This window comes from Streptomyces violascens (assembly GCF_014649955.1).
GTDB classification, from domain to species: Bacteria; Actinomycetota; Actinomycetes; order Streptomycetales; family Streptomycetaceae; genus Streptomyces; species Streptomyces violascens.
Window position 1 is genome coordinate 908583 of the sequence record NZ_BMUA01000001.1, and the last position, 22982, is coordinate 931564.

Here is a 22982-nt window from a genome sequence, read left to right on the forward strand (position 1 = left end):
GGTTGACGGGGGCGGGAATGCCGCGGGTGCTGCGCCAGTAGAGTGACGGCCGTGGCAGCACGACCGTTGAAAGAGATCGTCGAGCCCGGCTGGGCGGACGCACTGGAACCCGTGGCCGGAAGGGTCGCCGCGATGGGCGACTTCCTTCGGGAGGAGATCGCGGCAGGACGCACCTACCTGCCGTCAGGAGCGAATGTGCTGCGGGCTTTTCAGCAGCCGTTCCACGAGGTGCGGGTGCTGATCGTCGGCCAGGACCCGTATCCGACGCCGGGGCATGCGGTGGGCCTGTCGTTCTCGGTGGCGCCCGAAGTGCGGCCGCTGCCGGGCAGTCTGGAGAACATCTTCCGCGAGCTGAACTCCGACCTCGGGTTGCCCAGGCCGTCGAACGGCGATCTGACGCCGTGGACGCGGCAGGGGGTGCTGCTGCTCAACAGGGCGCTCACGACAGCGCCCCGCAAGCCCGCCGCCCACCGGGGCAAGGGCTGGGAGGAGGTCACAGAACAGGCCATCCGGGCACTGGTCGCGCGCGGCACCCCGCTCGTGTCGGTGCTGTGGGGCCGGGACGCCCGCAATCTGCGTCCGCTGCTCGGCGACCTCCCGGCGATCGAGTCCGCGCACCCCTCCCCCATGTCGGCGGACCGCGGCTTCTTCGGCTCGCGTCCCTTCAGCCGTACGAACGAACTTCTCCAGCGGCAGGGCGCCGAGCCCGTCGACTGGCGCCTGCCGTGACGGACGGCGGCGCGCCCTGGGTGCTCGGGGTCGACTCGGGGGGATCCGGCGTACGGTTCGCGCTGCGCCGCACCGAGCCGGGCTCCCCGGCCGAGGTCATCGCCTCGAAGGAGCCGGTACGGACCGGTCCCGGCGGGATCGACGCCGGGCATCTCCTTGGCCAACTGCTTCCCGCCGTCGAGGAGTTGAGGGCAGGCACCGGCGCGGGCCGGATCGCGGCGGTGGCGGTCGGCGCGGCCGGGATGGCCACCCTCGGGGACGAGCTGCGGGCCGAGCTGCCCGGCGCCCTGGCCCGTTCGCTCGGCGTGCGCACGCTCGCCCTGGCCGCCGACGCGGTCACCGCCTATGCGGGCGCGCTCGGCCGGCGGGCCGGGGCGGTGGTCGCCGCGGGGACCGGGATGATCGCGCTCGGCACGGATCTCGCAGGGTGGCGGCGGGCCGACGGCTGGGGGCATCTGCTCGGCGACTGCGGCAGCGGCGCCTGGATCGGCCGGGCCGGCCTGGAGGCGGCGCTGCGCGCCCACGACGGCCGGCGGGGTGGTTCGGTGGCGCTGCTCGACCGGCTGACGGCGGTGTTCGGTGCGCCCGGCGAGCTGCCCGGGCTGCTGTATCCGCGCAGCGACCGGCCCGCGGTGCTCGCCTCGTTCGCGCCCGAGGTGGCGGGCTGCGCCGACGCCGACCCGGTGGCCGCGGGCATTCTGCGGGAGGCGGCCCGGCACATCGTCCAGGCGGCCGCCGCGGTCTGCCCGGCGGCCGCCGACGAGAAGCCCCAAGTGGCGCTCACCGGCGGCCTGTTCAAACTGGGCGAGCCCCTTCTCGCACCGCTGAAGGAGGAGTTCCGCCGCCAACTGCCGTATGCGCGAAGGGTCGAGGCGGCCGGGGATCCGCTCGACGGCTCGCTGCTCATCGCGGCGGGCCTCGCGGCCGGGGAGCTGCGACTGCCGCGGGACCCACGCATGTTGTGGGTCGCGACCGAGTGACGGCGAGGGCGTCTGAGCGACTGAGGGCCGGGACAGATCAGGGCAGTTGATCTTTATGCCACTCTCCGGGAAAAACGGGACAGATACCGCTCAGCTGTCCCCTCCCCGAACAGCCGCCCACGCAAAACCAGTAGCATGCGACGCCATGAGCACCCCCACTGGGCCAGCATCCGGCCTGCCCGTACGAATGCCGCGACCCCGCCAGTCCGGCCGGCACCGCCGCCCGGAACCGGTGGTTGCTCCGGAGGGCGCGCCCGCGCTCGTTCTCGCCGTTCCCGGCGTTCCCGGCCCGGCTGTGCGCAGCCTCGCCGACGAGGTCATCAGCATCGCCCGCTCCGAGCTGCCCGGCCTGCACGCCCGCATCGGCTACCTGGACAGCACCGAAGCCGAATCCGCCGAGTACCCCACGCTCGACGCCGTTCTCGCCCACACCGCCGCCGAGCGCAGCGCGCGCGTCGAGCAGGCGCGTGCCGCGGGCCGCGAGGTCGCCGAGCCCGAGGGCCCGGCCGCCGTGGTCGTCCCGCTGCTCGCGGGCCCCGACAGCGCCCTGATGCGCCGCATACGTCAGGCGATCATGGACAGCCGCACGGCCGCCGAGCTGACCGATGTGCTCGGCCCGCACCCGCTGCTCGCCGAGGGCCTGCACGTGCGGCTCTCCGAGGCCGGTCTGGCCCGCGCCGACCGCGCCCGGCTCTTCACGGTCGCGACCGCCGCCGACGGGATCATCCTGGCGACGGTGGGCGGCGAGGAGGCCGTCCAGGCCGCCGGGATCACCGGCATGCTGCTCGCCGCGCGCCTCGCCGTGCCGGTGATGGCCGCCGCCCTCGACCAGGAGGGCGCGATCGCGGCGATGGCCGCTCAGCTGCGCGGCTCGGGTTCGGTGCAGCTCGCCGTCGCCCCGTACCTGATCGGCCCGGAGGTGGCCGAGGGGCTGCTCGACGCCGCCGCCAAGGAAGCCGAGTGCGCGATCGCCGAGGCGCTCGGCGCCTACCCGGCGATCGGCAAGCTGGTCCTGTCGCAGTACGCGGCCGCGCTGGGCATCACCCCGCAGCCGCAGGGATCGCCGGTCCACTGACCGTCCGTACGAAACGAAAGGCGGGGCCCGCACCGGAGAACCGGTGCGGGCCCCGCTTTGTTGATGATCGCCTCGCTATCGATGCTCAGCGGAACACGACGCACGAGGCGGCGGGCGCCTCGATGGAGCCGGCCCGGGTGGGGATGCCGGTGGCCGGGTCGATGTCGAACCAGGTCACGTCGCCGGAGCGCTCGTTGGCGGCGTACAGACGGCGTCCGGACGGGTCCAGGGTGAGATCGCGCGGCCAGTGCCCGCCGCAGTCCACGGTGGTGACGAGGCGGGCCTTCTCGCCTGCCCCGTCAAGGGCGACAACGGCGATCGAGTCGTGCCCGCGGTTGGCCGCCCATGCGAAGCGCCCGTCGAGGGCGACGACAACCTCGGAGGGGTACGTGGTCGTGCTCACCCCGTCCTCGACGACGGGCGCTTCGTGGAGGGGTTCGAGGGCGCCGCGCTCCGCGTCCCAACGGCACACGGTGAGCGTCGGCACGAGCTCGTTGAGGACGTACGCGTGGCCGCCCGCGGGGTGGAAGGCGAGGTGGCGGGGGCCGGTGCCGGGCCGCAGGACGGTCTCGGAGTGCGGGCGCAGGGTGCCGGCCTCGGCGTCGAGTGCACAGACGCGTACGGAGTCGGTGCCGAGGTCGACGCTCACCACCCAGCGGCCGCTCGGGTCGGCCAGCACCTGGTGGGCGTGCGGCTCCTGCTGGCGGTCGGGGTGCGGACCGCAGCCGTGGTGCGCGAGGACGGACGAGGCCGGGCCCAGGCCGCCGTCGGGGCGGACCGGGAGCGCGGTGACGCTGCCGGAGTCGTAGTTGGCGGTGACGAGGTGCCCGGCGGCGAGGGCGAGATGGGTGGGCCCGGAGCCGCGTACGGAAACGGGCTCACCGAGCAGCCGCGGCACCGGGCCGGTGATGTCGAACGCGGCGGCCGTTCCCTCCGGGGTCTCCCCCACGGCGTACAGGACGGTCCCGTCCTCGGACGGGACCAGGAACGAGGGGTTGGTGACAGCGTCCGAGGAGTCGAGCGGGGTGAGCGCCCCGGTGGCCTCGTCCACGGCGACCGCGGTCACCCCGCGCCCGCCCGCCGTGGTGAACGACCCGATGAATGCCCGCGCGACCCTGTCCGTGCCCACCCTGCAGCCCCTCTCCGCCGTGGCCGCCCCGCACTCCGGGACCCGGCCCGCACACCGCTGTGCTCCGGCGAACTTAGCAGGGGGTCTAGACCAGATGAGGGGATGGCCGGGGGCGCCTCACCGGCCAGCGTTCCCTCGGGCAGCCCGGCCGCGCGGTCGAGCGCGGTCGTCCCGTCGGGGTCCCGCAACCGCGGCACGCCGTCGAAGTCGCAGAGCAGAGCGTCGAAGGGCAGATCATCCATGGGCATGGACGTGGTCCTGCCAGGCCGCCGCCGGACAGGAGCGAAGCCGGGGCCGCCGCCTGGCCTCCCGGTCAGGCCACGGCCAGAGCCGCCCGAGGCGAGGACCTCAGCGGTGCGGCCAGCTCTCCCAGGGCCCGCTCCAGGCCGTGCAGATGGGTGAGGGCGACCTCCGCGCCCGGGTGGTGGTGGGGGGCCGGGAGCGCGGTGAGGGCGGTCCACGGGGACGGGTCGGGCGACGGCGAGACCAGGGCCGCCACGGCCGCCTCCACGCGCTGGCACGCCGCAGTGAGGCGGGCGTCGTGCGAGGCGGCCGGGTCGGCGGCCACCGCGGCCAGACCCCGCACCTCGCGTGCGCAGTCGTCGAGCAGGACGAGGACCTGGTGGGCGCGGGCCCTGCGGGCACGGAACGGGCTGAGCGGGTGGACCAGCGGGGCCAGCGAGTGGCGTACGCGGCCGAGAAGGAGTTCCAGTTCGGCCGCGCGGGGCGCGGGGTCGGCGCTCTCGTCCCCGGCGAGCCGGTGCGCGGCCGCCGCGGTGCAGCGGCGTACACAGTGCAGGGCCCGCTGGATCCACGCGTCGGTGGCGGCGTGCGTACTGACCGGCAGCACCAGGGCCACGCCGACGACCGCGCCGAGCGCGCCCACCGCCGTCTCCTGGACGCGGAGCACGAGCAGCCCGGGGTGCAGCACGCCGAGCAGTCCGTAGAGCAGACCCGCCATGACGGTGACGAAGAACATCATCCAGCTGTAGCTGGGCGCGGCCGTGTAGAAGATGCCGAAGACGCACACCGCGACCAGCACCGCGGTGGGGGCCGGCGCTCCGTGCAGCGGGATCGCGACGAGCAGCCCGGCGGCGATGCCGGTGACCGTGCCGAGCACCCGGCGGAAGCCGCGCACCAGGGTCTCGCCGCGCGACGCGGTGTTGACGAAGATCCACCAGGCGGCGCCGACGGCCCAGTACCAGCGGGCCTCGGAGAGCACCTGGCCCACACCGAGCGCGATCCCGCAGGCCACCGTCGCCTGGAAGGCCTGGCGGGTGGTGGGGTGGGCGAGTCCGCGCCCGGTCAGCGGGGCCGGAGCCGCCGGCGGTGAGGTGCGCCGCTCGATGCACCAAAGACCGAACCTGACCCCCGCCGAGGCCGCGATCGCGAGTGCAACTGCCCCGTAGAGTTCGGGCAGTTGAGAGGGAACCGCGTGCAGGAACTGGGTCGTGAAGAACATCATGAAGGCGAAGATCCCGAGCGCCTGGCCACGCGGGCCCCAGCGCCGCGCGTACACCCCTGCGAAGATCACCGCGAGCCAGCAGGCGTCGCGCAGCAGCGGGGTGCCGTGCAGCGCGGCCGCCAGGGCGAGCACCGGGAATCCGACGGCGGGAAGCAGCGCGGTGGTGACCGCCTGGGAGCGGACCGTGGCGTCGCCGACCGTGAAGAGCGCGAGCAGCGAGGCGAGGCCCGCGGTGATCGACGCGGGCAGGGGGAGCCCGCAGAGTTCCGCCGCGGTCACCGACAGGCTCACGCCGAGAACGGCCCGCAGTGAAACACGCAGTCGCAAAAGCCCCGGGTCCGGAGCCACAAACATCCTCTTCACGACGGTCGCCGCGCCCCCTTTACTCGCACATTCGCCTCAGGCATGACAAAGGCGCCGCTGGGTCAGGACCGGCGTCGTCACCGTCCCGCGCGCTGCGCGGCGCCATCTACCTTCAGAGGAAAACATCCGGAGTGATACTGGCTCAACCGAGCTCAGAATCACTGCGCCATTGGTACAGTCAAAGCTCTGTCAACAGGACCAGAAGGGAGCCAACGGGACATGACGGTGGACACACTCGACACCCGGATCCTGCGGTTGCTCATCGAGCAGCCGCGGACCAGCATCCGCGAGTACGCGCGCATCCTCGGCGTCGCCCGCGGCACGCTCCAGGCCCGGCTCGACCGGATGGAGCGGGACGGCGTGATCACCGGCACCGGCCCCGCGCTCTCCCCCGCGGCCCTCGGCCACCCGGTGCTCGCCTTCGTCCACATCGAGGTGACCCAGGGCCACCTGGACGAGGTCGGCGACGCGCTCGCGGCGGTGCCCGAGATCATCGAGGCGTTCTCGATCACCGGCGGCGGCGATCTCCTGACCCGGGTCGCGGCCCGCGACAACGCCCACCTCGAAGACGTCATCCAGCACCTCATCCAGCTCCCGGGCGTCGTCCGCACCCGTACGGAAGTGGCGCTGCGCGAGCGGGTGGCGCACCGGCTGCTCCCGCTGGTCGAGTCGGTGGGGCGCGCCTCCGCGAAGTGAGCGGAGCGGGCTGCTGCCGCGGAGCGGGCGCGACAAGGCCCCCGCTCCGGCCCTGGCCCCGGCTCCGGCCCTGGCCCTGGCCCTGGCCCCGGCCCCGGCTCCGGCTCCGGCTCCGGCTCCCGCCCAGTGGGCCGCGTCGGAAGCCTCGGCCACGTGACCGACGTGGAACGCCTCCACCCCTTGGCATGCTGGGACACATGAGCACATCACGCGCCACTTCGGTCATCTTCGATCTCGACGGCACACTCGTGGACAGCGAGCCGAACTATTACGAAGCCGCGCGCCAGGTGCTCGCGCGCTACGGCCTCCCCGACTTCACCTGGGAGCAGCACGCCCGCTTCATCGGCATCGGAACACGCGAGACGCTGGAGATCCTGGACCGGCAGCACACCCTGACCGGCCCGGTCGAGGAGATGCTGGCGGCGAAGAACGCGGCCTATCTGGAGCTGGCCCGCGCTTCCACCGAGGCCTTCCCCGAGATGCGCAAGTTCGTGGAGCGGCTGCACGCGGAGGGCGTACGGATGGCGGTGGCCTCGGGTTCCTCACGCTCCGCGATCGAGGCGATCCTCGCGGGCACCGGCCTCGATTCCTTCATGGAGCTCGTGGTGTCGGCCGAGGAGGTCGAGCACGGCAAGCCCGAGCCGGACGTCTTCCTGGAAGCAGCCCGCCGCCTCGGCGCCGCGCCCGCCGACTGCGTGATCCTGGAGGACGCTCCGCCCGGAGCGGCGGCCGCGCACGCCGCCGGGATGCGCTGCATCGCCGTCCCCTACCTGCCCCAGAGCGCCGACGACCCCGCGTTCGCGACAGCGGGACTGCTCTTCCCGGGCGGCCAGCGCGAGTTCAGCGCGGAGCGGGCGTACGAGTGGACGACGACAAGGGCCTGACCCTCAACACGGCCTGGCCGTAAGCGTGTTGATGCCTCCCGCACGATTGACGGAAGGTCTGGACCAATCTACGGTGTGGGGCGCCACCCCCTCGCACCTCCTCAGGTCCCCCCACGGTCCAGGAGCCGCCGCGCCCCCACACAGCCGCTCCCGGAGGCAAGGAGCACAGCATGATCGGTCGTACGTTACGTCTGCTGGGAGCAGGTCTGGCGCTGGCTCTCGCCGCGCAGGCCCCGGTGGCCGCGGCGCCGGGCGCGTCTCGGGCCGACACCTGCGCGGTCAGGTCGAGACCCTCGGGCAAGGTGCTCCAGGGGCACTGGGAGAACTGGGACGGCGCCGCCAACGGCGTTCATCCGCCGCTGGGCTGGATCCCGGTGACCGATTCCCGCATCGCCGGCCACGGCTACAACGTCATCAACGCGGCCTTCCCCGTGATCCGCTCGGACGGCACCGTGCTGTGGGAGGACGGCATGGACTCGACGGTCAAGGTGCCCACGCCCGCCGAAATGTGTCAGGCGAAGGCGTCCGGCCAGACGGTCCTCATGTCCATCGGCGGGGCCGCGGCCGGCATCGACCTCGGTTCGAGCGCCGTCGCCGACCGGTTCGTGGCGACCATCGTGCCGATCCTCGAGCAGTACAACTTCGACGGCATCGACATCGACATCGAGACCGGCCTGGTGGGCAGCGGAAACATCAGCACCCTGTCGGCCTCGCAGGCCAACCTCATCCGCATCATCGACGGCGTGCTCGCCCGGATGCCCTCGAACTTCGGCCTGACGATGGCCCCGGAGACGGCGTACGTCACCGGGGGCAGCGTGACGTACGGCTCGATCTGGGGCGCGTACCTGCCCATCGTGAAGAAGTACGCGGACAACGGCCGGCTGTGGTGGCTCAACATGCAGTACTACAACGGCAGCATGTACGGCTGTTCCGGTGATTCGTACGAGGCCGGCACGGTCGCCGGATTCACCGCGCAGACCAGCTGTCTCAACAAGGGCCTCGTCGTCCAGGGCACCACGATCAAGGTGCCGTACGACAAGCAGGTGCCGGGCCTGCCCGCACAACCTGGCGCAGGCGGCGGCTATATGACGACAAGTCAGGTGTCTCAGGCGTGGCACACCTACGGCGGTGCGCTCAAGGGCCTGATGACGTGGTCCATCAACTGGGACGGATCGAAGAACTGGACGTTCGGCGACAACGTCCAGTCCCTGCAAAGCCGTTGATGTTCCGTTGACGGCCCGGGCGCATGAGCCCGTGCGGCATGAGACCCGCCCGGCTTCCGTCGGGCGGGACGCATGGGCGCGCACAGCTCTCACGGATCTCGCGGATCAGACGTCGAGCACCAGACGGCCGGAGGAGCAGCGCGAGACGCACAGCATCATCACGTCGCCCGCGTCCTGCTCATCAGCGGTGAGCACCATGTCCCGGTGGTCCGGGGTGCCGTCGAGCACGGCGGTCTCGCAGGTGCCGCAGACGCCTTCGCGGCAGGACGTCTCGATCGGGATCCCGGCGTCTTCGAGTGCCTCGACGATGGACTCCTCGGGGCCGACCTGAAGGGTGCGCCCCGAGCGGCGGCACTCCACCTCGAACCCGAGCTCACCACCCTGGGGAGCCGCAACCTCGGCGGCGGCGAATCGCTCGACGTGCAGGCGGTCGCGCAGGCCGAGTTCGGCACACTTCTCCTCGACGGCGACCAGGAGCGGCTCGGGCCCGCAGCAGTAGACGTGAGTGGTGGGCCCGGCCTGGGCGAGGATGTGGCCGAGGTCGAGGTGGCCGTGCTCGTCGAAGGGGTGGAAGGTCACCGCTCGCTCCTCGGCGACGAGTTCGAGCAGCTCGTCACCGAAGGCCATGGAGGCGCGCGTGCGTCCGCCGTGCCAGAGCTGCCACGGCCGCCCGTGCGCGCCGGCCTCCTTCGCCTGGGCGAGGATCGGCGTGATGCCGATGCCGCCCGCGATGAAGAGGTACGACTCGGCCTCCACCAGGGCGAAGTGGTTGCGCGGCCCCTTCACGGTGAGGGTGTCCCCCGGGCGAACCTGGGTGTGAAGGTGCCGCGAACCCCCGCGCGAGGACGGTTCGTTGAGGACCCCGATACGGTAGCGGCCGACATCACCCGGGTCGCCGCAGAGGCTGTACTGGCGGATGTGGTCACCGGCATGGACGTCGATGTGCGCACCCGCTTCCCAGGCGGCCAGCGGCTTGCCCTCGGGGTGGACCAGCTCGACGGAGAGAACGTCCTCGGCCTCCCATGTCATCCGGTGCACGAGCAGGTCGAACTGGGATTCCGGGGCGGTGCTCATGTCGTCCTCCTTGGCGGACCGATGCATCAAGATCGGGATGCGCTACTGGCCGTGGATGCTAGCCCGCGCGCCCCGCCCCGCCAACGAGTGTTCAACTGAACGGGGTTCAGCCACCGACCCGGCCAGGACCACCGCTCAGAACGCAGACCTCAGACCGCCCGGGGCCCATGCGGCAAGAACCGTCCGACCGCCCGCCGCGCGGCAGGGAACATGCCCGCCGCCGGGAGCTCCAGGACGGCCCGTTCCCGTACGCGCTGAAGCGGAACCGCGGGGCGGTACCACGTGCACGGGGAAGGAAGGGGGCTCGGCGGGCTGCCGGTGTGGGCCTTGAGGGCGACACTGACCAGCGTGAGCAGCAGGTCCACATCCGAGTCGCAGTCGAGCAGTATGGTCACCCACGCGGACCCCGGCTTCAGCCGGATCGCCGTGCTGTGCCGCAGCTCGGGACGCAGTCGCTCGATCGCCGTGTGGGTGAGGTGCAGATCGGCCGCGAATCCGGAATGGAAATGCACCACTTCGTATTCGGCCGCGAAAAGTGCCTCCCCAACTGCGCACCCGGGTGGGCCACTTACCAGGTTCGGCCATGATTGCAACTGGTCCATGGCGCGATGAGCCGCGGTCATGACGCCATCCTCGCGCACACTTCACCCGGAGGACCACCCCCCGCCACCCATGGATGGGTTTCGTGGCTGGTCCACGCCGGGCCGCCTGCGGCCGGAGCGGCTGCCCCACGGGTGTTCACTCCCGCGTCATCTCCTGGACAGGTGACCAGTTCTGACGGGTGAGGGCCCCCGCCACGCCACCCGGCGGGGCCGGCCGATCCTGGCCGACTTGTCCTGCGAGGGGGCTTCGAACGGCGGCCATTGGGCCGCGGGCCGTCTGCGGCTGGTCGCTCCCGCGAGTTCTCGGCTTCGCTCGACCAGGGGGCACCCTCATCGCGGCGGAGCCGCACATGTCTCAGCCCCACGCGCCCCTCAAGGGCGGGCGACCTCATCCGACGCACAGCGTCCGGCGCCCTGCATATGCCTCCGAGGCAAGCGGAAGACCGCCTTCCGAAAACCTGCACATCCCATGCGCAACCCCGTCACCGAGGTCACGGACCGGCCTCGGGTCCGGACCGGGGGGCGGGGGTTTGGGGCGGGAGTGTCCCAGTTGGGAAAAGTGAGCTCCGGGCGCCAGGAATTCAACTCGTGAAGCTCGTGAAGAATCTGACCCCGATTCATGAACAGACCTCCACGCGACCGCAATTCGGAGCGCTCACCAACCCCTGGTCGGCCACCTGGCGATTGGCTGTGAAAGCTGTCCCCGTGTTTTGATCCTGGCCACTGCGGGAGCCCCGGCAAGGAGTTCCCGATAGGAAATGTCCCCATGAAAGGCAGTACTCACCATGAACAACGCTCCCCAGGTTGAGACCCTCGAGATCTCCGACGCCGACCTCGACAACGTGTCCGGCGGCCTCGTCGGCACCGCGCTCGGCAACGTGACCAGCACCGCCGACTCGATCCTCCCGGTCTCCGGCATCGTCGGCTCCGTCACGGGCCTCGTCGGCTCGGTCACCGGCGTGAACACCGGCGCCGTCACCGGCCTGGCCACGGGCCTCGTCGCCGGTCTCTGAGATCACGCGTGAGCCCCGGAACCCCCTCGGTTCCGGGGCTTTGCGGATGATTTGCGGATGGTTCACGGTTAAGGAAAGAGTTTCTTGCAGTTTCGCCAACAGGCCCTTTCCAAACTGCAGTCACCGGAGGAAATCGACCTGCCGGTGCGTTTTGCGCGCCCGCAGGGCAGGCTCGTCCTTTTTGTCACTGTGATGGTCATGGCCGCAGCCTGTTTCTGGGCCGTGACGGGTTCCGTTTCCTCCACGATCGACGCGCCCGGCATCCTCACACACGCGCAGGGCAGCTATGTCCTGCAGAGCCCGGTCGCGGGCCAGATCACCGGGGTGTACGCCAAGGAGGGCCAGGCCCTCGCGGCCGACGCGCCGCTCCTCAAGGTGCGTACCGCGCAAGGCGACCGGACCGTCCGCGCGATCGCCGCGGGCCGTCTCACCAGCCTCTCCGCGACCATCGGCTCGGTCGTCGCCACCGGCGCGAACGTGGCGAGCGTGGAGCGGACCGGCGGCGCCGACGACCCGCTGATGGTGATGCTGTACCTGCCCGGCGACAGCGTCGCGAGCGTCCCCGCGGGCGCCTCCGTCGACCTCACCGTGCAGTCCGTGCCCGCCGAACAGTACGGGGTGCTGCGCGGCCGGGTGGCCGCGGTCGGCAGGGCTCCGCAGACCCAGCAGCAGATCGCCGCGTTCCTCGGCGACGCCCAGCTCGCCGAGCAGTTCTCGCAGCACGGCAGGCCCGTGGGGGTCCTCGTGAAGCTCGATGCCGCGCCCGGCACGAAGTCCGGCTACCGCTGGTCGTCGGCCGACGGACCGCCGTTCACCGTCGACTCCATGACCCTGGCCACCGGCACCGTCCACCTGGCCGACCGGCGTCCCATCGATTGGCTGCTCCCGTGACCGCACCCCACGCATCCCCCACCGCCCCACAGCTCCCGCCCACCGGCCACGGGCGCCGACGCCCCGCCACCTCCCCCGGCGGCAGCCGTCGTTCACGCGGTCGCCAGGTACCCAAGGCCGGGCGGACCAAGACCGTGCGCAGCCCCACCGTCCTCCAGATGGAAGCCCTGGAGTGCGGTGCCGCCTCCCTCGCCATGGTGCTCGCCCACCACGGTCGCCACGTTCCCCTCGAGGAACTGCGCATCGCGTGCGGCGTCTCACGCGACGGCTCGCGGGCCAGCAACGTCCTGAAGGCGGCCCGCAGTTACGGGCTCACGGCCAAGGGCATGCAGATGGAGCCGGCCGCGCTCGCCGAGGTGCAGGGGCCCGCCATCCTGTTCTGGGAGTTCAACCACTACGTCGTGTACGACGGCATGGGACGGCGTCTCGGCCGGCGGGGCGTGCACATCAACGACCCGGACAAGGGCCGCCGGTTCGTACCGACGGAGGACTTCGACACCAGCTTCACCGGTGTCGTCCTCGTCCTGGAACCCGGCCCCGACTTCCGGCGCGGCGGACGCAAGCCCGGCGTCATGGGCGCGCTGCCCGCGCGCCTTCGCGGCACCACGGGCACCATGCTGGCCTCACTGCTCGCCAGCCTGCTGCTCGTGGCGGTCGGCGCGACACTGCCCGCGCTGAGCCGTACGTACATCGATCTGTTTCTGATAGGCCATCAGACCTCGCTGCTGGGCGTGCTGTTCGCGGCAATGGGCACCATGGTGGCGCTCACCGTCGTCCTGACCTGGCTCCAGCAGGCGAATCTGCTGCGGGGGCGCATCATCTCGTCCACGCTCAGCAGCGCCCGGTTCTTCCGGCATCTGCTGCGGCTCCCGGTCACGTTCTTCGCGCAGCGCAGCCCCGCCGACCTCGTGCAGCGGCTCCAGTCCAACGACGCGGTCGCCGAGACGCTGGCACGCGATCTGACCGCGGCGGCCGTGGACGGCATCGTCGTGCTGCTCTACGCCTTCCTGCTGTGGACCTATGATCCGCAGCTGACCGTCATCGGGGTGGGCATCGCGCTGCTCAACGTGGTGGCGATGCGCATCGTCGTACGGCTCAGGGCAACGCGCACGCAGAAGCTGCGCGCCGACAGCGCGCGGCTCACCAACACCTCGTACACCGGGCTCCAGCTGATCGAGACGATGAAGGCCACCGGGGGCGAGAACGGGTACTTCCGCCGCTGGGCCGGCCAGCACGCCACGACCCTGGAGGAGCAGCAGCGCCTGGGCGTGCCGAGCGCCTGGCTCGGCGTCGTCGCGCCCTTGCTCGCCACCCTCAACAGCGCGCTGATCCTGTGGATCGGCGGGCTGCGGGCGGTGGAGGGGCACATCTCGATCGGGCTGCTCGTCGCGTTCCAGGCCCTGGTGACCCGCTTCACCGCGCCGGTCACCCGGCTCAACGGCGTGGCGGGCCGCATCCAGGACTTCGCGGCCGACGTGGCCCGGCTCAAGGACGTCGAGAACTTCCCCGTCGACGCCCTGCACACCCGCCCCGAGCCGGCCGCGAGCACGCGCCGCCTCACGGGCCATGTGACGCTCGAAGACATCACCTTCGGCTACAGCCCGCTCGACAAGCCCCTGCTCACCGGGTTCTCGCTGACCGTCGGCCCGGGTCAGCAGGTGGCCCTCGTCGGCGGCTCCGGAAGCGGCAAGTCCACGGTGTCCCGGCTGATTTCGGGTCTCTACGCGCCCTGGGAAGGCACGATCCGCATCGACGGGCAGCGCCTGGAGGACATCCCGCGCGGGGCGCTCGCCGCCTCGGTCTCCTTCGTCGACCAGGACGTCTTCCTCTTCGAGGGCACGGTGCGCGACAACGTCGCGCTGTGGGACCCCTCGATCCCGGACGACGCGGTCGTGGCGGCCCTCGAGGACGCGGCCCTGTACGAGGTCGTCGCGCGCCGGGCGGGCGGCATCCACAGCCGGGTCGAGCAGGACGGGCGCAACTTCTCCGGCGGCCAGCGCCAGCGCCTGGAGATCGCGCGGGCGCTGGTGCGGCGGCCGAGCATCCTGGTCCTGGACGAGGTCACCAGCGCCCTGGACGCCGAGACCGAGCACGTCATCATCGACAATCTGCGCCGCCGCGGCTGCGCCTGCGTCGTCATCGCCCACCGCCTCAGCACCGTGCGCGACAGCGACGAGATCGTGGTGCTCGACCACGGGACGGTCGTGGAGCGCGGCCGGCACGAGGACCTGGTCGCTGCCGCGGGTCCGTACGCCGAGCTGGTCAGGGAGCACTGAGGTGACGTCCGTACACCCCCTCGCCGAGCCGGGCACCGACCCGGTCGTCGGCGCGCTCGGCGGGCTCGGGCAGCACATCGACTGCGCCGGTCTGCGCAGCTTCTCGCTCGACGGACCGCAGGTGCTGTGGCTCGTGGTGAGCGGCGCCCTGGACCTGTTCGCGGTCGACGCGGTGGCCCAGGGCCACTGGCACTTCCTAGGCCGGCTCGAACCGGGCACTCTGCTCCTCGGCCCGGTCGAGGGCCCGCAGCACACCCTGGTCGGCCGCCCGCTGCGGGAGTGCGTGCTGCGCCGCATCCCGCTGCGCGAGCTGTACCGGTACCCGGACGCCGGCGGGTACGAGGGGCAGTACCTCAGCCAGTACGACACCGGGGACGCGGCGCTCAGCCTCCTGGAACACGCCTTCTCGCTCGGCGTCGGCCGGGGCCAACGCGTCTTGTTCGAGGCCCCGTTGGACGGCCGGACCGCCCTCGACGAGACGGTGGCCGACGACGACATCCTGTGGCTTCCGGTGTCGCCGGGCAGTGTGCAGTACGGGGCCGCGTTCAGCGCGGAGGCGGCCGGTGACCTGCTGGTCGACGGCGCCCTGTGGCAGAGCATGGTCAACCAGCAGTACCGGCTGCTCTCCGCTCTCGACCGCTGGATCGAGCGCCTGGAGCGCGCGCACGAGGACCGCACCGCGGCCGGCATCAAGGCGGGCGAGGCCGTCCGCGAGGAGGCCGACCGGGCGCTGCTCACCTCCATCGGCCGCACCCGTAAGGCGCCTTCGCGTACGGCGGGTTCGAGCGATGACGCCACGTACGCGGCGTGCCGCCTCGTCGCGGACGCGGCCGGGATCACGCTCGCGGACCCGGCGCTGGGCGGCGCGGTCAGCGACCGGATCGACGCGGTCGAGCGGGTCGCGGTCGCCTCCCGCATCCGCACCCGGCCGGTGCGGCTAGACGGGCGCTGGTGGCGCGAGGACTCCGGCCCGCTGGTGGGCCACCGCACCAGCGGCACCGCGGTCGCCCTGCTGTGGCGGCGCGGCGGATACGAGGCGGTGCACCCGGTGTCCGGCCGGCGCACCCGTATCGACGCCGACAACGCGCAGGAGTTCGAGCAGCGGGCCGTCATGTTCTACCGGCCGCTGCCGGAGCGGCCCTTGGGCAAGTGGGGGCTGCTGCGCTTCAGCCTGCGCGGCACCCGCGCCGACGTGCGCAATCTGCTGCTCGCCGGTCTGGTGACGGTGGCGCTCGGCGCCCTGGTGCCGATCGCGACCGGGCAGGTGCTCGGCGTCTACGTGCCGCGTGCCGAGACCGGCCTCATCGTGCAGGTGTCGCTCGCCGTGATCGTCTCCGGCATCGTGTCGGCCGCGTTCACGCTGCTCCAGAACCTCACCATCCTGCGCATGGAGGGGCGGATCGAGAGTACCCTTCAACCCGCCGTGTGGGACCGGCTGTTGAGGCTGCCGACGAAGTTCTTCGCCGAGCGCTCCACCGGTGAGCTGGCGAGTGCGGCGATGGGGGTCAGCGCGATCCGGCGGGTCCTTTCGGGCATCGGCCCGGTCGCCGTGCAGGCGGGCACGGTCGGGGCGATGAACCTGGTTCTGCTCCTGTGCTTCAGCGTGCCGCTGGCGCTGGTGGCGATCGCGATGCTGATCGTCATCGCCGCGGTGTTCCTCACCATGGGCATGTGGGAGCTGCGCTGGCAGCGCCGTCTGGTAGAGCTCGGCAACAAGCTCAACAACCAGGCGTTCCAGACTCTGCGCGGGCTGCCCAAGCTGCGGGTCGCCGCGGCGGAGAGCTTCGCGTACGGGGCGTGGGCGGGCGAGTTCGCGCGCAGCCGGGAGCTGCAGAAGCGGGCGGGCCGGATCAAGAACTTGACGACGGTCCTCAACGCCGTCTATCTGCCGCTGTGTTCACTGCTCCTGTTCGTGCTGCTCGCGGGACCCGCCCGCGGCTCCCTTTCGGCGAGCGCGTTCCTGACGTTCAACACGGCCGTGACGATGCTGCTCACCGCGGTCACGCAGCTGACCGGCGCGTTCATCTCTGCGGCCGCCGTACTGCCCATGTTCGAGCAGATCGAGCCGGTGCTCGACGAGGCGCCCGAGGTGCGCGGGGCCAGCACCCAGCCCGGCGCGCTGTCCGGCGGCATCGAGGCGCGGGGCCTGTCGTTCCGCTACGCCGACGACGGGCCGCTGGTCCTGGACGACGTGTCCCTGAACGTGGCGCCGGGTGAGTTCGTGGCGGTCGTCGGCCCGAGCGGCTGCGGCAAGTCGACGCTGCTGCGGCTGCTCATCGGCTTCGACGACCCGGTCTCGGGCAGTGTGCTGTACGACGGCCAGGACCTGGCGGCCCTCGACCGGGCGGCCGTGCGCCGCCAGTGCGGGGTCGTGCTGCAGAACGCCCAGCCGCTCACCGGGTCGATCCTGGACTGCATCTGCGGGGCGGAGGTGTTCACGCAGGAGGAGGCGTGGGAGGCGGCCGCGATGGCGGGCCTGGCCGAGGACATCAAGCGGATGCCGATGGGCCTGCACACCATGATCTCCGGTGGCAGCGCCATCTCGGGCGGCCAGCGCCAGCGCCTCATGATCGCCCAGGCCCTTGTCCGGCGCCCCCGCGTCCTCTTCTTCGACGAGGCCACCAGCGCCCTGGACAACGAGACCCAGCGCATCGTCATCGAGAGCACCCGGAGCCTGCGGGCGACGCGCGTCGTGATCGCCCACCGGCTCTCCACCGTCCTGGACGCCGACCGCGTGATCGTCATGTCGGAGGGCCGGATCGTGCAGCAGGGCCCGCCCGCCGAGCTCCTCGCCGACCCCCGGGGCCGCCTGCACGAACTGGTCCGGCGGCAGCTGCGCTGAACGCCCTGCGCGGTGGCATGGTGGAGAGTGAGCACCACTTCACCGGTCCTGGAGAACGCCATGGTCAAGAGGAATGTGCCACCTCTCCTCCGGCCCCCGGCCCCGGCCGCGCGGCCCCGCACCGGGACGGTCCGTACCGCTCCGGGGAGGGTGTGACGGCCGTGCACAGTCGCTTCGAGCCCGACCGGCAGCTGACCGCCCGCATGCTGGTCACGCTGTTTCTGCTCGGCCTGCTGTACGTGGCGTTCGTCGGGGCCCTCCTGGTCCTGCTGAAGTCGACCCTGGTGGTCGTCGTGGTGGCCGCGGCCGTCCTCGTGTCGCAGTACTGGTTCTCCGACCGGATCGCCCTCTACGCGATGCACGGCCGCGTCGTGACCCGCGAGCAGCAGCCCCAGCTGCACGGCATCGTCGACCGGCTCTGCGCGACCGCGGACATGCCGAGGCCTCAGATCGCGGTCTCCGACACCGACCTGCCCAACGCGTTCGCCACCGGCCGCAACGCCGATCACGCGGTGCTCTGCGTCACCACCGGGCTGATGCGCCGCCTGGAACCGGACGAGCTGGAGGGCGTCCTGGCCCACGAGCTGTCGCACGTCGCGCACCGCGACGTCGCCGTGATCACCGTCGCCTCGTTCCTGGGCGTGATCGCGGGGCTCATCGTCCGCTTCGCCTTCTACTCCCAGATGTACGGGGGCCGCGGGCGGCGCGACCAGAACACCATGGTCGTCCTGCTCGGCGTGATGGCGGTCTCGGCGGCCGTGTACTCGCTCAGCTTCCTCCTCATCCGGGCCCTTTCCCGCTACCGGGAACTGGCCGCCGACCGGGCCGGGGCGCTGCTCACCGGGCGCCCCTCGGCCCTCGCGTCGGCGCTGACCAAGCTCGACGGGGACATCGCCCGCATCCCCAGCAAGGACCTGCGCACGGCGAGCGCGTTCAACGCGTTCTACTTCATCCCGGCCTTCGGCAAGGGCGACAGCCTGGCCCGCCTCTTCAACACCCACCCGACCCTTGAGCAGCGTCTCGACGGGCTGGCGAAGATCTCCGCGGAGCTGGGCCGTCCGGCCTGACCGCAGTACCTCTCACCCCTGACCTAGGACGGAGCGCATGGGCTTCCTGGACATCCTGCTCGGCCGTACCCGGCCGGCGGTCCCCGACCTGGACAGGTTGTTCGGCCTGCCGTCGGCGGCTGTCACCCTCCAGGCCGCCGCGGAATTCGAGCCGACCGGGCGGGGCTCGGTGTGCTTCACGACGGTGGAGGGATCGGCGTTCGCCGGGATCCGGCAGGACGTGACGGACCTCCTGAACGCGGACACCGAACGGGACCCGTCCTCGGTCGAGTTCAGCCGCGACTCCTACGGCTACTCGTGGCTCCTGTCCCGCCGGAGCCCCGACGACCTGGCCTCGCTCGTCGGCGATCTGCACGCCGTGAACACCGCGCTCGAAGGATCCGGCTTCGGCCCACAACTCCTGTGCTCCCTGGTCGGGTTCACCAACGCGGAGGGCCGGACGTTCGCGCTGGTGTACCTCTACAAGCGGGGCACCTTCTACCCCTTCGCGCCGCTGCCCGGGGAGAAGCGGGACAACGCCCTCGAGCTGCGGATCAGGGCGGTCGTCGCGGACGACCTGCACATGGAGGGCGATCTGTCCCGCTGGTTCCCGGTGTGGGGCGCGCCGGGCCTGTGAGGCGCAGATGCCCCGACACGGCTTCCGCCGACTCCTGTTGAACGCGGGGTCGACCGTTTCCGTATGGAGGGACGTCCTTGCCCTCAGCCCGAAGGGCCTTTCGTGAGGCACGCAACGAAGTGCGGTGCGGCCCGCTGGGCCGTGGTGCTCGCGGCCGTGAGCGCGGTCGCGAGCACCACGGCGGCGCTTCCCGCGAAGGGGCCCCGGCCGTCCGTCGCCGCGGTGGACGACTGCGCCAGGGGCGGCGTGGACGTCACGGCGAGCAACGGGGGCGACGCGCCCTTCACGTTCCAGCTGGCGGGTGTCTCGGCCGCCGTGGACCCGGGCCGGTCGCGGACCATTCTGGTTCCGGTCGCCGACCGCCAGAGCTACCGCTTCACCGTGCTCGGCCCGGGCGGATTCCGCCAGGACGTGAGCGGCGTACTGGACTGCGCGACGGCTTCCCCGTCGCCAACGCCGTCGCCGCCCCCGTCACCCACGAGCGGCGCGGACCGGGCGGTCGGCTCCCGGCCCGTCACCGCCGCGCCCCGCGAGGCCGCCGCGGACGGGCGCCGGCTCGCGATCGCCGGGGTCACCGACCTCGACTCGCTGGTCATGGGGACGGTTCTGGTGCTGCTCGGCGCGATGCTCTTCGTCGTACGGCGGCTCAGGCTGTGAGCGGTGCTCGCCGGGCAGCGGGGCCGGTCCGGCTCAGAAGTCGGCCTGGGCCTTCACATCGGCGCGGCCCACCGACTCCAGGCCGTACATCGCGCAGTACAGACGGCGGATGTACTCGATGTCGGGGTCGTGGGTGTGGGCCTCGCGGGCGGGATAGAGCACCGTCAGCTCGTAACTGATCTCCCGGTTGATGGAGCCGGTCTTGTCGCGCCACTGGCCGCGGCCCTGCTGGACGGTGAGGCCGGACGGGAAGCGGGGGGTGATGACGTCGGCGACGAACTTCATGAACTGGTCGTCGGTTATGGGTGGTTCGCCGTTGTGGCGGCCTGTCCCGAAGTAGAGATGGGTCGCCAGGTACGAGCTGCCGCGGGCGGCGGTCTGCGCTTGTGCCGACGCGGTGGCGTTCGTGCCGTAGGCGACTTCGGACACCGGTCCTCCGGTGGCGAAGAGGAGAACGACCGCCACGAATGCGGCGGCCGCGGGCGTGGACACCCGGATCTGGAGCATGTTGTCCCTGTCTGTCGGCATGAAGTGGGGTGCTTTCCCGGCGGTGCCAGGTGGTCCTAGCGGGAAGGACAGTCCTGGCCGTCGGAGTGCGAGGGGACGGACGCGAGGAGAAAGGCCGCCGCGTCCCGCAGGTTCACGGGCGCCGCCGGGCAGCCGCGTAAGCGGGCGGCGGTGCGGGCGAGGGTCTCGGTCGTCCGTACGGAGCCGATGCTCGCGGCGCGCGGAGCGAGGTCCGCGACGAGGTCCTCGGCGTCGCGCCAGGCCCCGGCGCCGGCGAGGGCGGCGAGGAGTTCCGCCGTGAAGAGGTGGCGGTAGGAGGGGCCGGGGGCGGCGGCGGCCTCGTGCAGCAGAGGGATGGCGCGGTCCCAGTCGTGCAGCCTGGCGAGCACCCAGCCGTGGTGGCCGGTGAGTTCGGCCTCGTCGATCCACCAGGCCCAGGGCGGGTCCTGGCGCGATGCGCCGTCCAGGAACCGGCTCCGGGCACGCGAGATGAGCTCGTCGGCGTCCCGGCGGCCGCCCAGCATGGCGGTCGCGTGCGCCCTGCGCACCAGCACGAGCGTGCCGACCAGGGTCGGCAGTGGGCGAGGTCCGGACACGCGGGCGGCGGATGCCAGGGCGGCCCTCGGGCGTCCGGTGCGGGCGTGCAGCATGCTGTCGTTGAGCAGCACCAGACGGGCGATCGCGCGGTCGCCGCAGAGTTCGGCGAGGGCCAGGGCGCGGATGTTCATGCGGTGGGCCGTGTGGTTCAGGCCCGCGTCGAAGAGGATCCAGCCGATCACTTCGCAGAGTTCGGCGAGTGCGGCGAGCAGGTCGCTCTCCTCGTCGCGCAGGGCGGCGGGGTCGGCCGACAGCTCCGGGACGCCGTGCAGGAGCTCGCGTACGGCGGGCACCGCGGCCGTCGCGCCGTGCTCGGCGTCGAGGGCCACGAGGCGCTCAACTGCACCCAGCGCAAAGGGAGTCAGGTGCTCACGGCCGATTCCGTCGCATCGTGGTGGGCCCGCCTGTGTCATGACGGGATTCTGTCGGCCGCGCGCACCGCCCGGCCCTGCGTGAGGGCGGTGAACGAGGACGCGACCCGGGTCAGCCACTCCACCTCGTCGCGGAAGTCGTCGTACGGCGGCCGGGCCGGGATGTCGGCGGCGTCGGCCTGCTCGTCCCGTTCCTCGGCCGGGCGGTTCAGGACGGCCCGCACCTGGAGCGCCTCGCCGAGCGGCGAGGTGGGGTCCTCGGGGAGGCCGAGCGAGCGGGCGACCCGGGAGAAGTCGGCCAGCGAGAGCGAGGTGCGCAGCATCAGCTGTCCGTCGCGTATCTCGATGACGCGCCGGTAGAGGCTGTAGTGCGGATCGCGCGGCGGGATCAGGTCGCGCGCCCACGACCGGGGCGGGTCGAGCGCGATGTCCGGCGAGGCCTGGTAGAGCGCCCACCACAGCGGTCGCAGCCTCAGATACGAGCGGTAGCTGCGCAGCCAGCCCGCGGCCCGGGTGAGGTGGATGCCCCAGGACGGAATGGTCCAGCCGGTGATCTGGAGCAGGGCGCCGATGGTGCCGCACGACCACTGGATGGGGTCGAGGGCCGAGGCGTCGAAGTGCAGCCGGGTGCCGGCGATCTGAATGCTGCGGGTGACGCAGTAGACCAGGATCAGGCTCGCGCCGACGGTCACGGTGCGCATACCGACTTTGAGCCATTGCCGGTTGGCCATCTTGGTGAATCGCAGCGAGAGCCGGACCGTCTCGAATTGCCCGATGCCGCAGATGACGAGATAGAACGACATGTACAGCGCGTAACGGCCGTCTTGAATACTGAGAAGGATCGTCGACGTCGCCGTTTTCGCGCTCGCAACCGGGCTGACCGCCAGCGAGGCCACCACCAGGACACACAGCGCGGCACCGAAGAACAGCACCCGGCGCGTTGCCCGGTGCCGGGCCTCTTCGGGCGGTGACGACCAGTACACGAGGACGACCTGCTGAGCCGCGGTGAGGATGACGACGGCGACCTGGACAATCAGCGAGGTGATGTTGGGCAGGCCGAACAGGTCGGAAATGTGCACCCGCAGCGCGTCCAGGTCGACCAGGAAACTGATCCCGGAACACAGGAAGTAGACGCACAGCGCCCACAGGGCGACATCGTGCTTTCTGCGCAGCAGATCCGGCAGCCGGTAGGCGAAGGCCGCGAGGCCGCCGAGGGAACAGACCCAGGTGAGGACCAGGTTGACGGCATTCATGACTGATCCGGATTGCCGACGCCGTTCTCGATGCGCGCAACGATCTCCGCGGCCTCCTCCGGCACGCCCCAGGCGGGTTCCAGCCACCTCTTGGTGGCACGGGCCAGGATCAGCGAGGCCATCGTCTCGGCCTCCTGCTCCTCGTCGTCGCTGTAGCGGGAACGCATCAACATGCTCTGGACCACCGCCGGTTCGACATCCGTGAACAACTGACTCGTATCACTGTGGTCGAATTCCACGGAACCTCGGTGCGCGAAGGCGATATGAGACAGTTCATGGGCAATGATGTGCTCTTTGTGTGACGGGGAGGCAGCCTTCTCGTAAGCGATGATGTCGAAGTCGTCGAGTTTCAGCCACAGGCCGAAGAGATGACGTTCCGGGAAGGGCATCGGAATGAGATGGATGGGCCGCTGATTCTGTGTACTGAGATAGCGGTGCAGTTCATCGATGCCGCAGCCGTGCTCCATGCCCCAGTCCGCGAGCAGTGCCTCACAGGTTTGACGAACCTTTTTGAGACGGCGCCTGAGCCGACGGTCCTCCGGCGACGGTAACGCAGAGCCAGACACCTTCATCCTTTAGCCTTCCACGCCTTCCACGCTGGAGAAGCAGGCCGTAGCAATGCCGATTTCAGCGGTGCCGGGGATTCAGGCCGCCAAATCCCTTGCCGGACAC

The 22982-nt window shown here is 71.5% G+C and carries 19 protein-coding genes and 2 pseudogenes; 13 read left to right on the top strand and 8 right to left on the bottom strand.

Annotated elements, in window-relative coordinates; genetic code table 11:
• The first annotated feature begins 51 nt into the window (after nucleotides 1–51).
• The 3 genes from IE206_RS04260 to IE206_RS04270 all read left to right on the top strand — a co-directional run bounded on the left by IE206_RS04260 (nucleotide 52) and on the right by IE206_RS04270 (nucleotide 2784).
• Nucleotides 52–729 carry a uracil-DNA glycosylase gene (locus IE206_RS04260; protein ID WP_189960504.1) on the top strand — a complete coding sequence of 226 codons (678 nt, stop codon included), beginning with the start codon at nucleotides 52–54 and terminating at the stop codon, nucleotides 727–729.
• Nucleotides 726–1709 carry an N-acetylglucosamine kinase gene (locus IE206_RS04265; RefSeq protein WP_189960505.1) on the top strand — a complete coding sequence of 328 codons (984 nt, stop codon included), beginning with the start codon at nucleotides 726–728 and terminating at the stop codon, nucleotides 1707–1709. The genes IE206_RS04260 and IE206_RS04265 overlap by 4 nt, the downstream gene beginning before the upstream one ends.
• Before the next feature lie 145 nt (nucleotides 1710–1854).
• Entirely contained in the window at nucleotides 1855–2784 is a 930-nt protein-coding gene (locus IE206_RS04270) for a sirohydrochlorin chelatase (RefSeq protein WP_189960506.1), read from the top strand.
• A gap of 85 nt (nucleotides 2785–2869) precedes the next feature.
• On the opposite strand, the gene IE206_RS04275 is transcribed toward IE206_RS04270, so the two are convergent.
• Entirely contained in the window at nucleotides 2870–3913 is a 1044-nt protein-coding gene (locus tag IE206_RS04275) for a lactonase family protein (RefSeq protein WP_189960507.1), read from the bottom strand.
• A gap of 313 nt (nucleotides 3914–4226) precedes the next feature.
• The gene (locus tag IE206_RS04280) at nucleotides 4227–5732 is read right to left on the bottom strand and encodes an FUSC family protein (RefSeq protein WP_189960798.1); all 1506 of its coding nucleotides are present in this window, start codon (nucleotides 5730–5732) and stop codon (nucleotides 4227–4229) included.
• Nucleotides 5733–5960: 228 nt separating this feature from the next.
• Between IE206_RS04280 and IE206_RS04285 the strand changes: the two genes are divergently transcribed.
• The 3 genes from IE206_RS04285 to IE206_RS04295 all read left to right on the top strand — a co-directional run bounded on the left by IE206_RS04285 (nucleotide 5961) and on the right by IE206_RS04295 (nucleotide 8544).
• Complete coding sequence (locus tag IE206_RS04285; RefSeq protein ID WP_189960508.1) at nucleotides 5961–6437, top strand: Lrp/AsnC family transcriptional regulator; 477 nt, start codon at nucleotides 5961–5963, stop codon at nucleotides 6435–6437.
• A gap of 197 nt (nucleotides 6438–6634) precedes the next feature.
• Nucleotides 6635–7321, top strand: coding sequence for an HAD family hydrolase (locus IE206_RS04290; RefSeq protein ID WP_189960509.1), 687 nt, complete (start codon nucleotides 6635–6637; stop codon nucleotides 7319–7321).
• A gap of 170 nt (nucleotides 7322–7491) precedes the next feature.
• Complete coding sequence (locus IE206_RS04295; protein WP_189960510.1) at nucleotides 7492–8544, top strand: chitinase; 1053 nt, start codon at nucleotides 7492–7494, stop codon at nucleotides 8542–8544.
• A gap of 105 nt (nucleotides 8545–8649) precedes the next feature.
• On the opposite strand, the gene IE206_RS04300 is transcribed toward IE206_RS04295, so the two are convergent.
• Both IE206_RS04300 and IE206_RS04305 read right to left on the bottom strand, forming a co-directional pair.
• Nucleotides 8650–9618, bottom strand: coding sequence for a PDR/VanB family oxidoreductase (locus IE206_RS04300; RefSeq protein ID WP_189960511.1), 969 nt, complete (start codon nucleotides 9616–9618; stop codon nucleotides 8650–8652).
• Between the two features lie 149 nt (nucleotides 9619–9767).
• Complete coding sequence (locus IE206_RS04305; protein WP_444545499.1) at nucleotides 9768–10133, bottom strand: luciferase domain-containing protein; 366 nt, start codon at nucleotides 10131–10133, stop codon at nucleotides 9768–9770.
• A gap of 872 nt (nucleotides 10134–11005) precedes the next feature.
• On the opposite strand from IE206_RS04305, the gene IE206_RS04310 reads away from it, so the two are divergent.
• The 7 genes from IE206_RS04310 (at nucleotide 11006) to IE206_RS04340 (ending at nucleotide 19582) form a co-directional block, all read left to right on the top strand.
• A complete protein-coding gene (locus IE206_RS04310) occupies nucleotides 11006–11233 on the top strand; it encodes a type A2 lantipeptide (RefSeq protein ID WP_189960513.1) in 228 nt (75 codons plus the stop codon).
• Nucleotides 11234–11317: 84 nt separating this feature from the next.
• A complete protein-coding gene (locus tag IE206_RS04315) occupies nucleotides 11318–12124 on the top strand; it encodes an HlyD family efflux transporter periplasmic adaptor subunit (RefSeq protein ID WP_189960514.1) in 807 nt (268 codons plus the stop codon).
• Entirely contained in the window at nucleotides 12121–14400 is a 2280-nt protein-coding gene (locus tag IE206_RS04320; RefSeq protein ID WP_189960515.1) for an NHLP family bacteriocin export ABC transporter peptidase/permease/ATPase subunit, read from the top strand. The genes IE206_RS04315 and IE206_RS04320 overlap by 4 nt, the downstream gene beginning before the upstream one ends.
• Nucleotide 14401: 1 nt before the next feature.
• The gene (locus IE206_RS04325; protein ID WP_189960516.1) at nucleotides 14402–17242 is read left to right on the top strand and encodes an NHLP bacteriocin export ABC transporter permease/ATPase subunit; all 2841 of its coding nucleotides are present in this window, start codon (nucleotides 14402–14404) and stop codon (nucleotides 17240–17242) included.
• Between the two features lie 161 nt (nucleotides 17243–17403).
• Nucleotides 17404–18309 carry a zinc metalloprotease HtpX gene (gene htpX, locus IE206_RS04330; RefSeq protein WP_189960517.1) on the top strand — a complete coding sequence of 302 codons (906 nt, stop codon included), beginning with the start codon at nucleotides 17404–17406 and terminating at the stop codon, nucleotides 18307–18309.
• Nucleotides 18310–18346: 37 nt separating this feature from the next.
• Nucleotides 18347–18925 (top strand): PspA-associated protein PspAB, encoded by a 579-nt coding sequence (pspAB, locus tag IE206_RS04335; RefSeq protein WP_189960518.1) that lies wholly within the window; start codon nucleotides 18347–18349, stop codon nucleotides 18923–18925.
• Between the two features lie 102 nt (nucleotides 18926–19027).
• Entirely contained in the window at nucleotides 19028–19582 is a 555-nt protein-coding gene (locus IE206_RS04340; protein ID WP_189960519.1) for a phospholipase domain-containing protein, read from the top strand.
• Nucleotides 19583–19615: 33 nt separating this feature from the next.
• Here the strand turns inward: IE206_RS04340 and IE206_RS04345 are convergent, their stop codons facing one another.
• The 4 genes and pseudogenes from IE206_RS04345 to IE206_RS04360 all read right to left on the bottom strand — a co-directional run bounded on the left by IE206_RS04345 (nucleotide 19616) and on the right by IE206_RS04360 (nucleotide 22882).
• Nucleotides 19616–20110 carry a DUF3574 domain-containing protein gene (locus tag IE206_RS04345; RefSeq protein ID WP_226598718.1) on the bottom strand — a complete coding sequence of 165 codons (495 nt, stop codon included), beginning with the start codon at nucleotides 20108–20110 and terminating at the stop codon, nucleotides 19616–19618.
• Between the two features lie 35 nt (nucleotides 20111–20145).
• Nucleotides 20146–21267, bottom strand: a pseudogene (locus IE206_RS04350) (NsdA family TPR-like regulatory protein); the annotation flags it as partial.
• Nucleotides 21159–22310: pseudogene (locus IE206_RS04355) on the bottom strand (MAB_1171c family putative transporter); the annotation flags it as partial. The pseudogenes IE206_RS04355 and IE206_RS04350, both read right to left, overlap by 109 nt.
• Nucleotides 22307–22882: a hypothetical protein gene (locus IE206_RS04360; protein ID WP_189960521.1), complete on the bottom strand. Its 576-nt coding sequence runs from the start codon at nucleotides 22880–22882 to the stop codon at nucleotides 22307–22309. The pseudogene IE206_RS04355 and the gene IE206_RS04360, both read right to left, overlap by 4 nt.
• Nucleotides 22883–22982 lie beyond the last annotated feature (100 nt).

What these genes read in the sequence shown, in the direction of transcription:
- IE206_RS04290 (WP_189960509.1), top strand. Translation starts at nt 6,635, where the DNA reads ATGAGCACATCACGCGCCACTTCGGTCATCTTCGATCTCGACGGCACA.
- IE206_RS04300 (WP_189960511.1), bottom strand. Translation starts at nt 9,618, where the DNA reads ATGAGCACCGCCCCGGAATCCCAGTTCGACCTGCTCGTGCACCGGATG.
- IE206_RS04360 (WP_189960521.1), bottom strand. Translation starts at nt 22,882, where the DNA reads ATGAAGGTGTCTGGCTCTGCGTTACCGTCGCCGGAGGACCGTCGGCTC.
- IE206_RS04270 (WP_189960506.1), top strand. Translation starts at nt 1,855, where the DNA reads ATGAGCACCCCCACTGGGCCAGCATCCGGCCTGCCCGTACGAATGCCG.
- IE206_RS04310 (WP_189960513.1), top strand. Translation starts at nt 11,006, where the DNA reads ATGAACAACGCTCCCCAGGTTGAGACCCTCGAGATCTCCGACGCCGAC.
- pspAB (WP_189960518.1), top strand. Translation starts at nt 18,347, where the DNA reads ATGGGCTTCCTGGACATCCTGCTCGGCCGTACCCGGCCGGCGGTCCCC.
- IE206_RS04280 (WP_189960798.1), bottom strand. Translation starts at nt 5,732, where the DNA reads ATGTTTGTGGCTCCGGACCCGGGGCTTTTGCGACTGCGTGTTTCACTG.
- IE206_RS04345 (WP_226598718.1), bottom strand. Translation starts at nt 20,110, where the DNA reads ATGCCGACAGACAGGGACAACATGCTCCAGATCCGGGTGTCCACGCCC.
- IE206_RS04285 (WP_189960508.1), top strand. Translation starts at nt 5,961, where the DNA reads ATGACGGTGGACACACTCGACACCCGGATCCTGCGGTTGCTCATCGAG.
- IE206_RS04295 (WP_189960510.1), top strand. Translation starts at nt 7,492, where the DNA reads ATGATCGGTCGTACGTTACGTCTGCTGGGAGCAGGTCTGGCGCTGGCT.